Raw genomic sequence first — 4,660 nt, forward strand, 5'->3', positions numbered from 1 at the left:
CTTGTTTCTCACCACCTATAGAGATGGGAGTCATCTCCCATCTGATATACCGAATTCAATCCCTTTTCCCATGCAGAGCGAACTTCTTATCTGGTCTTACCAGTTATATAGCTATTGTATACCTCACAATACAAAAAAGCAAGATATATATGTACTGTTTGTACAATTCAAGAATGCCGGAGGCCATATCAGATGGGGGATTGGCTCCCACCACTGATACTAGCTTGTTTCTCACCATCTATAGAGGTGGGGGGCATCTCCCATCTGATATATCCTGCCTTCTGACTGTGTTTTCAGCCGTTCAAGTCGAACGCACGTGAGACTTGAATCTTATCATATAGCAATATTTAGTGATATGTTGTATAATAGTGACAGAGGTGATTATTGTGCGTATAACAACATCAAAATCAAAAAATTCTGAATCATTTTACATCACGCAGTCCTATACAAATGCCAATGGGAAAAGTACTTCCAAAACCATCCGAAAATTAGGTACGTTAGCTGAATTATCAGCGCAGCTCCACACGGATCGTGACGGAGTTGTTGAATGGGCAAATGAACAGGCTCGTCTTGAAACACTGAAATATAAAAGTGAAAAAGAGGATGCTACTGTCATGATTCCATTTCATTCCAACAGACTCATGGACTATAATAAGCAGAAACTTTTTTCTGGCGGATATCTTTTCCTTCAGTCCATTTACTATGGACTTAAGCTCGATTCTGTCTGCCGAAAAATCAAAAGCCGACATAAATTCGAGTATGATCTTAATGCTATTTTATCTGATTTAATTTACACAAGGGTTCTGGAACCTTCCAGCAAAAGTTCTTCCTTCCAAGCAGCAAAACAGTTCCTTGAGCCTCCAACTTATGAACTTCATGATGTGTACCGTGCTCTTTCTGTTCTTGCTTCTGAAATGGATTTTATTCAAGCAGAAGTTTATAAAAATAGCTTTTTTCTCGGTGACAGAATGGATCGGATCCTTTATTATGATTGCACAAACTACTACTTTGAAATCGAACAGGAAGATGGAGATAAAAAATACGGAAAAAGCAAAGAGCACCGTCCGAATCCCATTATTCAAATGGGACTCTTTACAGATGGTGACGGAATACCTTTGGCTTTCTCACTCTTTCCCGGAAACCAAAATGAGCAGAAATCCTTAAAACCTTTAGAAACAAAGATTCTCCAGCAATTCGGCTGTGATAAGTTTATCTATTGCAGTGACGCCGGACTTGCTTCTGAGGATAACCGTGTTCTTAATCACATGGGACAGAGGGCATTTATTGTCACTCAGTCCATCAAAAAACTGCCTGCCGAAGATCGGGCATGGGCTTTAAAGAAAACTGGCTTCAAACGTCTCGAAGATGATAAATCTGTGGACCTTACAAAACTGACAGGTGATGACAAGAACCAGCTTTATTATAAAGACGAACCATTTACAACCAAAAAACCGGATCAAAGATTGATCATAACCTACTCACCTAAATATGCTGCTTACCAGAAAGCCATCCGTGCAGAGCAGATCAGTCGGGCAGAAAAAATGGTTGCAAATGGCTCTCTAAAAAAACAGCGTAAAAATCCAAACGATCCTGCAAGATTTGTAAATAAGATAGCTGTAACCAACGAAGGAGAAAAAGCTAAGATCCACTATTATCTCGATACGGATAAGATTGCTGAAGAAGAAATGTATGACGGGCTTTATGCGGTATGTACAGATCTGCTTGATGATGACGTTGCAGATATCTTAAAAGTCAGTGAAGGAAGATGGCAGATTGAAGACTGTTTCAGAACTATGAAAACAGACTTTGAAGCCAGACCCGTTTACTTAAACCGTGAAGACCGGATTAAAGCCCATTTCCTTACCTGCTTTCTTGCTCTGTTACATTTTCGATTATTGAATCGCTCTCTGAAAGGAACTTATACTACAGAACAATTACTTCGTACTTTAAAGGATATAAAATTTGCGGATATAGAAGAACAGGGATTCATGCCGGTATATGAACGTCAGGAAATCACTGACGATCTCCATGAAACCTGCGGATTCAGAACGGACTATCAATTCATAACAAAACGGAAAATGAAAGGAATTCAGAAAAAAAGTAAGCGGAGATAAAACATTACTATATTTCATGTATACAAACAAAAGCGCCACACCCCTTGTATTTACAGGGATTGTAGCGCTTTTTTAACTAATCAACTGTCAAAGATGAGACTATATCATACTTTTTTTTCAACGTCATCTGGTTTTTTCAATATTTTTTATCCGTTTTTACAGATAAATTTATGACCGTTCACATGCGCTGTTTCAAAAGTAAAATATAATATAAATTTGGTTTCCGTATTCCTTCTTGCATAGATTTTACTTTTTTATTATACTACTTTTGAAATAATTTTCCACCTATATCTTCGGATATTTCAAAAAGAATTGTTTTTCAAAAAATATCCATTTCAATTAATAACGGGAAAATATTTCTTCACAGTATTATATGTGCAATACTTATAGTTTTTTATATTATATAAAGAAAGGACATGTTTCCTATGAATAAACCAATTGATTTACATGTACACTCTACTGCTTCTGACGGTACTTTCACCCCAACGGAACTCGTTGCAGAAGCAAAACGATGTGGACTCTCCGCATTTGCATTAACTGATCACGATACCGTTGACGGTGTTTCCGAAGCACTTGCTGCCGGCAAAGCATCCGATCTTGAAGTCATTCCGGGTGTGGAACTTTCTACAGAATATCACGGAACAGAAATCCACGTCGTAGGACTCTTCATTGATCCTGCAAATACCGAACTTCAGGCAGAACTGGCAAAATTCCGCGATAACCGCGACAACCGCAATCTGAAAATGGTAGAAAAACTTCAGGAAGAAGGTTTTCAGATCACTGCAGAAGACTTGTATCGTCTGAATCCAGATACCGTAGTCGCACGTCCGCACATTGCCAGATATCTGGTGGATTCCGGACAGGTGAAAGATCTGAAAACCGTTTTTGACAAATATATCGGTGACGGATGTAAATGCTATGTAGACCGTTATAAGATCACTCCAATGCAGTCGGTGGCTCTGATCCATCAAGCAGACGGGCTTGCAATTCTCGCGCACCCATGTCTCTATAAAATGAAACGTGCAGAACTGACCGCCATGATTGAAGAACTTGTGAACGCAGGTTTGAACGGCATTGAAGCGGTATATTCCTGCAATCAGGGTTCTGATGAAAAGGATTTCCGGGAAATGGCAGAAAAATATCAGTTGCTGCTCTCCGGTGGTTCTGATTTTCATGGTGCTAATAAGCCGTATATTCATCTTGGCACTGGAAAGGGAAATATGGCTGTGCCGTATGAATTTCTGGAAGCCATGAAAAATTCCTCATCATTTTAAATAGTGAAGGTGCCAAATTTATTTTTGTCTTCCCGGCTAACAATTTTTCTTCATCATTTTATATAGTGAAGGCGCCAAATTTATTTTCTCTTCCCGGCTAACAATCGCCTGGTAAGAGAAAATAAATTTGACGCCATTTACACTGTGATATCTCTCTTTATTCTTTTACATTCTTCAGTTAGACCGCTGCGCCAACAATTTCTTACTGTCCATCGTAGATTGTTGCACTATAACCTTGTTTCTTTTTGCTCTGATACATCGCGTGGTCGGCATTTCTATACAGCTGATCGAATGAAACGAATTCTGATCCGTCATAGAAACATGCACCCAAACTTATTTCGACATGTTTTCCCTGCATTTCTTCAATGGCAATCTCGCCAACGTTTTCAAAAAGTCTGTCAAAGAATTTCTCTGCTGACTTTTGTTCTAACAGACCCGGCATAAATATCGCGAACTCATCCCCACCAAGACGCAGGAGCACATCGTTCTCCCGACATGATTTCTGTAAACTTTCTGCAACGGCGATGATCACTTTATCGCCTACCGAATGCCCATATGTATCGTTTACTGCCTTGAATTTATCACAGTCAAGCAGGCAAAGTAATCCACCCGTTCTTTCCTGTAAAAGCTCATTGATTCTTCGCTCTCCGCTTCCGCGGTTACATAATCCTGTCATCAGATCGGTCTGCGCCAGATAAAGCAGACGGTTCTCTCGTTTTTTCTCCTCATCGATAGACTCAATACAGTAAATCACATGTAAAAGTCTGCCATCTTCATCATAATCTACCGGAATAAATCTGCTGCGACACCAGCCTCTTCTTTTGTCTACAAATTCATGTGCGATACTGTTTTTCCCATGAAGCCGTTCTTCCACCGTGCGAAGATCTATAAACTCCAGAGATTCTTCCATTCGTGATTCCATGCATATTTTGTCTGCAATGCGCTCGATATGTCCACAAAAGTCATCCAAGATCGCGTATTCCCCTATTTTTCTGACATCCTTTTCCAAATATCCGTTATACTGCGCTGTTGTCTTTACAATGTGATATTTTCCTGTCTGCACATTAATAAAATACATGGATTCATAAATTTTTGAAAGAGAGGAATAACTGCTCAGTTTTGCCAGTTTATTCGAATTTCTAAATGAATTACGCACTTTCAAAAATGAAATAAGAAGCGTTCCAATCATATTTAAGAAGGTGGTAAGTGCTCTGTAATCACTGATCGGTGGATTATCCACGCCAAAAAATCCCCTGATCTCATCCTTATAAT

General features: G+C 39.3%; 3 protein-coding genes. 2 read left to right on the forward strand and 1 reads right to left on the reverse strand.

The genetic code is table 11. The annotated features are described in order from the left end of the window. The first annotated feature begins 386 nt into the window (after positions 1-386). Together LG34_RS04100 and LG34_RS04105 are read left to right on the forward strand one after the other, a co-directional pair. The gene (locus LG34_RS04100) at positions 387-2,114 is read left to right on the forward strand and encodes an IS1634 family transposase (RefSeq protein ID WP_109215008.1); all 1,728 of its coding nucleotides are present in this window, start codon (positions 387-389) and stop codon (positions 2,112-2,114) included. Positions 2,115-2,539: 425 nt separating this feature from the next. After that, the gene (locus tag LG34_RS04105) at positions 2,540-3,388 is read left to right on the forward strand and encodes a PHP domain-containing protein (protein ID WP_109215009.1); all 849 of its coding nucleotides are present in this window, start codon (positions 2,540-2,542) and stop codon (positions 3,386-3,388) included. A gap of 202 nt (positions 3,389-3,590) precedes the next feature. Here the strand turns inward: LG34_RS04105 and LG34_RS04110 are convergent. After that, positions 3,591-4,660 (reverse strand): GGDEF domain-containing protein (locus tag LG34_RS04110; RefSeq protein WP_109215010.1); only part of this gene is annotated, 1,070 nt, incomplete at its 5' end.

The organism is Eubacterium ramulus (assembly GCF_003122485.1).
Lineage (GTDB): Bacteria > Bacillota > Clostridia > Lachnospirales > Lachnospiraceae > Eubacterium_I > Eubacterium_I ramulus_A.

Bases quoted from the DNA above. Each gene is read 5' to 3' on its own strand.
- LG34_RS04105 (WP_109215009.1), top strand. From the start codon at position 2,540: ATGAATAAACCAATTGATTTACATGTACACTCTACTGCTTCTGACGGT.